This window comes from Stenotrophomonas sp. SMYL8 (assembly GCF_036320065.1).
Taxonomy (GTDB): domain Bacteria; phylum Pseudomonadota; class Gammaproteobacteria; order Xanthomonadales; family Xanthomonadaceae; genus Stenotrophomonas; species Stenotrophomonas maltophilia_A.
On sequence record NZ_JAWIRR010000004.1, the window covers coordinates 71,563 to 78,142 of the forward strand.

Below are 6,580 nucleotides of genomic sequence, written 5' to 3' on the forward strand. Positions count from 1 at the left end.
GGGGGGGGCGTGCACCTCCCGCGTTCTGTGGCGAGCTCCCCCCCCCCACCCCACCCCCCCCCCCCCCCCCTCGACTCTACCAACACCATCGCTACCGGAGACGCTGCATGACGCCCCGCTACGTGCTGGCCATCGACCAGGGCACCACCAGTTCGCGCGCGATCCTGTTCGACCGCACCGGCGACATCGTCGGCAGCGCTCAGCGCGAATTCGCGCAGATCTTCCCGCAGCCGGGTTGGGTCGAGCATGACCCGCGCGAGATTCTCACCAGCGTCTATGCCACGCTGACCGAACTGCTCAGCCGCGGGCAGATCGACCCGCGCCACATCGCCGCACTGGGCATCACCAACCAGCGCGAAACCACCGTGGTCTGGGACCGTGCCACCGGACAGCCGATCCACAACGCCATCGTCTGGCAGTCGCGGCAGAGCCACGCCATCTGCGAGCGGCTGAAGTCCGAAGGGCATGAGGCGCTGATCCGCGAGCGCACCGGCCTGCTGATCGATGCCTATTTCTCCGCCACCAAGGTGCGCTGGATCCTCGACCACGTCGAGGGCGCGCAGCAGCGTGCCGAGCGCGGCGAGCTGCTGTTCGGCACCATCGACAGCTGGCTGGTCTGGAACCTCAGTGGTGGCCAGGCGCATGTGACCGACTACAGCAACGCGGCGCGCACGCTGCTGTTCAACATCCACACGCTGGACTGGGATGACGACCTGCTGGCGCTGCTGGACATCCCGCGCGCGATGCTGCCGCAGGTGCGCGATTCCAGCGCGGTGTACGCGCATACCCGGCCGCAGTTCTTCTTCGATCACCCGATTCCGATCGCCGGCATCGCCGGTGACCAGCAGGCGGCGCTGTTCGGCCAGGCCTGCTTCCAGCCGGGCATGGTCAAGAACACCTATGGCACCGGCTGCTTCATGCTGATGCACACCGGCGCGCAGGCGGTGCGTTCGCGCAATGGACTGCTGACCACCATCGCCTGGGGCCTGGACGGACGCGTGGAATATGCGCTGGAAGGCTCGATCTTCATTGCCGGCTCGGTGGTGCAGTGGCTGCGCGATGGGTTGCGCATGATCGAACGCGCCAGCGACAGCCAGGCGCTGGCCGCGCAGGTGCCCGACAGCGGCGGTGCTTACCTGGTACCAGCATTTGTCGGCCTCGGTGCGCCCTATTGGCGAAGTGATGTGCGCGGCGCGATGTTCGGCCTGACCCGTGGCACCCGCAAAGCGCACTTCGTGCGTGCCGCGCTGGAGTCGATGGCCTACCAGACCCGCGACGTGCTCGATGCGATGCAGTCCGATGCCGGCATCGCGCTGACCGAGCTGCGCGCCGATGGCGGTGCGATCGGCAACGACTTCCTGGCCGGATTCCAGGCCGACATCCTTGGCGTGCCACTGCTGCGGCCGCGGCTGACCGAAACCACCGCACTGGGCGCGGCCTACCTGGCCGGGCTGGCGGTGGGGTTCTGGTCCAGCCGCGAACAGATCGCCGCGCAATGGGGCCTGGACCGGCGCTTCGAGCCACAGATGGAGGTGGCGCGGCGCGAGAAACTGTATGCGGGATGGCAGCAGGCCGTTGCGGCCACCCTCGCCTTCCACGTCGACTGACGGAGGTGCCGGCCGCTGGCCGGCAACCCTATGATGTTTGGGGGCGCCTGGAGATTGCCGGCCAGCGGCCGGCACTACCACCTGGCCCGCGGCCGTCAGAACGCCGGCCGCACCCCGCCCGGGGTCTTTCTTGTACTTGGTCTCGATGAAGGCCTTCACCTGCGGGCTGGTCAGGGCCTTGGCCAGCTTCTGCACGCGGGCGTCGTCCTTGTTGTCCGGGCGTGCGACCAGGAAGTTCACGTACGGCGAGTCCTTGCTCTCGATCGCCAGTGCATCCTTGGTCGGGTTGAGGCCCGCATCCAGTGCGTAGTTGGTGTTGATCAGGGCCAGGTCGACCTGGTCCAGCACGCGCGGCAGCATCGCCGAGTCCAGCTCGCGGAACTTCAGGTTCTTCGGGTTTGCAGTGATGTCACGTTGGGTCGACAGCGCGTTGGTCGGATCCTTCAGCTCGATCACACCGGCCTTGTGCAGCAGGATCAGTGCACGGCTGTTGTTGCTCGGGTCGTTCGGGATCACCACGTCGGCACCTTCGCGCAGCTCGGCCAGCGACTTGATCTTGCGCGAGTACGCACCGAACGGCTCGATGTGCACGCCGATCACCTTCACCAGATCGGTCTTGCGATCGCGGTTGTAGGCATCCAGATACGGCTCGGTCTGGAAGTAGTTGGCGTCCACCTGCTTCTGCACCAGCTGGTCGTTGGGCTGCACGTAGTCGTTGAACACGCGCACGTCCAGGTCCACGCCTTCCTGCTTGAGGATCGGCTTGACCACTTCAAGGATCTCGGCATGCGGCACGGCCGTGGCGGCCACCACCAGCTTCTGCGAGGGCTCGCCGGACTTGCCGCAGGCGGTCAGGGCCAGCGCAGCGGCGAGCAGGGGCAGCAACAGGGTCTTCTTCATGGGCGGAAGGGTTCTCGGGGGGAGTGTCAGGAGTTGTCGTAGTTGCTCAGGGCGAGCTCAAGCAGCGCCTTGGCCTGCTCGCGCAGCATCACCGGTTCGACGATCTCGGCATCCGAGCCGTAGTGCAGCACGTCCATCAGCAGCTCGCGCGAGACGCTGTACGGCACCTTCAGTTCATAGCGGCCATCGGCCAGGAAGCGGCCCTGCTGCTTGGAATGCCAGTGCTCGTCGGCCACCCAGCGCGCGGCCTTGGCGCTGAACAGGATGGTCGCCCAGCCCTTCGGCGCACCGGAGAAGATGCCGTAGCTGGCCCCGAGCTGCTCGTCCAGCTCGCTGTCGGCCACGTCGCGGGCGGTGCTGTCGATCACCCGCGCCTTGTGGATGCGATCCACGGCAAAGCTGCGCAGCGCCTCGCGGTCATGGTCCCAGGCATCCAGGTACCAGTTGTCGCGATAGTGGGTCAGGCGCTGCGGCGAAACGGTGCGCTTGGTCGGCTCGTCGGTGGAACGGGCGCGGTACTCGAACGCCAGCTGGCGGCGCTCCAGCACCGCCGAAGCCACGCTGCGGAAGCTGCCTTCATCGAACTTGCGGCCACGGTGCGGAATCACCCGCACCCGGTCCACCGGCCAGCTGGAAACGCCAGCCTGGGCCGCCAGCAGGCTCTCGATGCGCTGCTGCAGCGGTGCCAGCACCGAGGACAGCACGCCGCCGCCGGTCCGCGCCAGCAGGTGCTGCGAGGCCAGCAGGGCGTGCAGTTCCTCCGAACTCAGCCACAGGCCGGGCAGCTCGAAGCGGTCGCTCTCGTCGGCCTGGTAACGGAAGCCGGCTTCGCCGTCGCCCTCGATCGGTGCCATCAGCGCATCGCGCAGGAAGGCCAGATCGCGGTAGACGGTGGCACGGGAGCAACCGAGCTTGTCCTGCAGGGTCGCCACCGTCACCGGATAGCGTGCGGACTTGAGCAGACGATGCAGGGCGGTGATGCGTTCGTATCGGTCCATACCCCCGATTATGTCCGAGTCGCGGGTCTTGTGTGGGACGTTTGAGCTATCGTGGTCGCCCCCACCCCTCTGGAACACCCGATGCGCCGGTTGCCTGCCCTGTCCCTGCTGGCCTGCCTGCTGCTGGCCGCCTGTGATCGCGCGCCCGCGCCGGCCAGCACCGAAGCGCCCGTGCCTGCGGCGGATCCGGCGCAGGCGGTGCTGGGCGCCAGCCAGCGCTTCTCGGCCCTGCGCAGCTTCCACGCCGAACTGGAGGTGCTGGGCGCGCCGCAGCCGGTGCGCAGCGCCATGGACTTCGTCGCCCCCGACCGCTTCCGGGTGCAGACCCCGGCCGGTCCGCAGACGATCATCGGCGACACCATGTTCCTGCAGGCCGACGACGCGATCCGGCAGGTGCCGACCCCGCCGGGCCTGCTCGAGCAATGGCGCAACCCGCTGCCGGCCGATGCCCCGCCCGCCGATCTGCAGGCCGAAGACCTGGGCAGCCAGTCGCTGGACGGGGTCGAGACGCGTCACTACCGCCTGCGTGGCGCGCAGCCCGGCGAACGCCTGGAGTACTGGGTGGACGCGCAGGGCCTGCCGCGGCAGATCGTACGCAGCGGCAGCAGCAATGGCCGCAGCTTCCAGCTGCGCCTGCGCTATTCGCGCTTCAACGACCCGGCATTGCGCGTCGATCTGCCCTGAATAGGCGATCGCGGCAACGTCTGCTGAAGAAACCGTTTGGATCGATTCGGACCGCCATCACGCTTCCAGTATCATCACCGGCTGTCAACCGCTTCGGAGAAGCCCCGATGTCCCTGCGCGTGTCCCTGCTGATCCCCCTGCTGCTGTGCGCACCGCTCGCGTATGCGCAGGATGCCTCCGAACTGGCGGCGATGTCCTCGCCGTGGAGCGGCAGTGGCGGCGAGCTCGGTTTCGCTTCGGCACGCGGCAACAGCAGCACCGAGAGCTTCAACGGCCGCCTGCGCCTGCGCTACACCGATGGCGACTGGGTGCACAGCATGGACCTGGCTGGCCTGCGCTCCAGCTCCAAGGTGATCGAGACCCGCGACGACGGCTCCACCAGCCGCCGCAACAACACCACCGCCAACCGTTACACCGGCAGTGCCGGCAGCGCGCTGCAGCTGGGCGAGCACCGCCAGCTGACGGCCACGGTGCGTACCGAGCGCGATGACTTCGCCACCTACGACCGCCAGAGCTCGTTCGGTCTGGGTTACGGCACCCGCCTGTGGAACACCGAGCGTTTCTCGTTCGACGCGCAGATCGGCCCCGGTGTGCGCCGCACCCACAGCACCGAGGACGACCGCACCCGCACCGGCATGATCGGCCGCGGCCTGTTCGACATGAAGTACTCGCTGACCGACAACACCGACCTGGTCAACACCCTGCTGGTCGAGTCGGGTTCCTACAACACCTTCGGCCAGAACGACTTCGGTGTTTCGGTGAGCATGAACGAACATCTGGCGCTGAAGGCCGGCTGGCAGGCGCGTTACAACAGTGACGTGGCCGAGGACAAGCGCAAGACCGATACGCTGACCACGATGAACGTGGTCTACAAATTCAAATAAGAAACGGGCGCCAAAGGCGCCCGTTCTTCTTTCGGTAGTGCCGGCCGCTGGCCGGCAACACGATAGAAAGAGAGCACGAGGGGTGGCGCGCCCGGGCCGCGCCACCAGGGGGGGGCGGCCGCGGGCCCCCACCCCAACCCTCGGGCGCGTCGGGGGGCCCCCCCCCCCCCCGGCACCACCTGCGATGGCTCAGACGTTCAGCAGTTCGCCGGCACCGGCATCCAGCAGCATCTTCGCCACGCGCTGGCCCAGTGCTTCCGGGTCACTGGCCGGGCCGATCGCCTCGGCACGCACCGCACGGCCATCACTGGCACTGCCGACCAGGCCCTGCAGGTGCAGGTCGGTGCCCTGCCATTGCGCGATCGCCGCCACCGGCACGTGGCAGCTGCCATGCAGCGCGCGGTTCATTGCCCGCTCGGCTTCCACACAGGCGCGCGTTTCCGCGTCATCCAGGCCCGCGAACAGCGCCATCAGGCGCGCGTTACCACCGTCGCACTCCACCGCTACCGCGCCCTGCGCCGGGGCCGGCAGCCACTGCGGCGGTTGCAGGCGCGCGACGATGCGCGCGCCCAGGCCCAGACGCTCCAAGCCGGCCACGGCCAGCACGATGGCGTCGTAGCCACCGTTGTCGAGCTTGGCCAGGCGGGTGTTGACGTTGCCGCGCAGGTCCAGCAGTTCCAGGTCCGGGCGCAGCGCGCGCAGCTGGGCCTGGCGGCGCAGCGACGAGGTGCCAACCCGCGCGCCGATCGGCAGCGCATCCAGCGAGGCGTACAGGTTGGAGACGAAACCATCGGCCGGATCGTGGCGGGTCAGCATCGCCGGCAGCGCGAAGGGTTCATCCAGTTCCATTGGCACATCCTTCAGAGAATGCACGGCGCAGTCGGCCTCGCCACGCAGCATGGCCAGCTCCAGTTCCTTCAGGAACAGGCCCTTGCCACCGATGGCGGCCAGCGAGCGGTCCAGCACCTCGTCACCGCGGGTGCTCATCGGCACCAGTTCCACATGCAGGCCGGGGTGGGCCTGGCGCAGGCGATCGGCGACGTGTTCGCTCTGCCAGAGGGCGAGCGGGCTCTTGCGGGTGGCGATGCGGACGGTTTCCATCCGGTCATTATCGCGCCTTCGGCGCGGATACGGCCAACGGCGGAGCCCCTCGTGGCTGGCTGGGGGGGCGTGAAAGCAACAGCCGTGCTTGGCCGGGCGGGATGGACTGCGCAGGGGCCGCTGCAAGTACGTCCATGTAAGCTCGGTCGCCGCATCCATGCGGCTCACGCCCCTGCGCAGCCCATCCCGCCCGACCTATGACAGTTTCCGTGCGCGCCAGCCACGGAAGATCAAAAGAAAAGCAGAGCAACAGCGGGTCGCTTCGCTCTGAGTCGAGCATGGCTCGACTCTACATTTCTCTCCCCACCCGATAACAACAATGCTTTTGCTGTCCGATGCAGTGGAGAACGAGAGGGTTGGGGCGGGGGGGGGGGGGGGGGGGGCTGGGGGGGGGGGGGGGGGGGGG

The 6,580-nt window shown here is 68.1% G+C and carries 5 protein-coding genes and 1 pseudogene; 3 read left to right on the forward strand and 3 right to left on the reverse strand.

The genetic code is table 11. The annotated features are described in order from the left end of the window. Positions 1-107 precede the first annotated feature (107 nt). A complete protein-coding gene (glpK, locus tag V3B25_RS05355; protein ID WP_329810265.1) occupies positions 108-1,607 on the forward strand; it encodes a glycerol kinase GlpK in 1,500 nt (499 codons plus the stop codon). A gap of 129 nt (positions 1,608-1,736) precedes the next feature. Here the strand turns inward: glpK and V3B25_RS05360 are convergent. Further along, positions 1,737-2,507: pseudogene (locus V3B25_RS05360) on the reverse strand (MetQ/NlpA family ABC transporter substrate-binding protein); the annotation flags it as partial. A gap of 26 nt (positions 2,508-2,533) precedes the next feature. Then, positions 2,534-3,505, reverse strand: a complete 972-nt coding sequence (locus V3B25_RS05365; protein ID WP_010481302.1) for a YafY family protein — start codon at positions 3,503-3,505, stop codon at positions 2,534-2,536. Positions 3,506-3,586: 81 nt separating this feature from the next. Here V3B25_RS05365 and V3B25_RS05370 point away from each other — a divergent pair, with 81 nt between their 5' ends. Both V3B25_RS05370 and V3B25_RS05375 read left to right on the forward strand, forming a co-directional pair. Beyond that, positions 3,587-4,189 (forward strand): hypothetical protein, encoded by a 603-nt coding sequence (locus V3B25_RS05370; protein WP_329810266.1) that lies wholly within the window; start codon positions 3,587-3,589, stop codon positions 4,187-4,189. Positions 4,190-4,296: 107 nt separating this feature from the next. Next, entirely contained in the window at positions 4,297-5,073 is a 777-nt protein-coding gene (locus V3B25_RS05375) for a DUF481 domain-containing protein (protein ID WP_010481298.1), read from the forward strand. A gap of 189 nt (positions 5,074-5,262) precedes the next feature. Here V3B25_RS05375 and hemC read toward each other — a convergent pair whose 3' ends face one another. Next, the gene (gene hemC, locus V3B25_RS05380) at positions 5,263-6,174 is read right to left on the reverse strand and encodes a hydroxymethylbilane synthase (RefSeq protein ID WP_049421426.1); all 912 of its coding nucleotides are present in this window, start codon (positions 6,172-6,174) and stop codon (positions 5,263-5,265) included. Between the last annotated feature and the right edge of the window lie 406 nt (positions 6,175-6,580).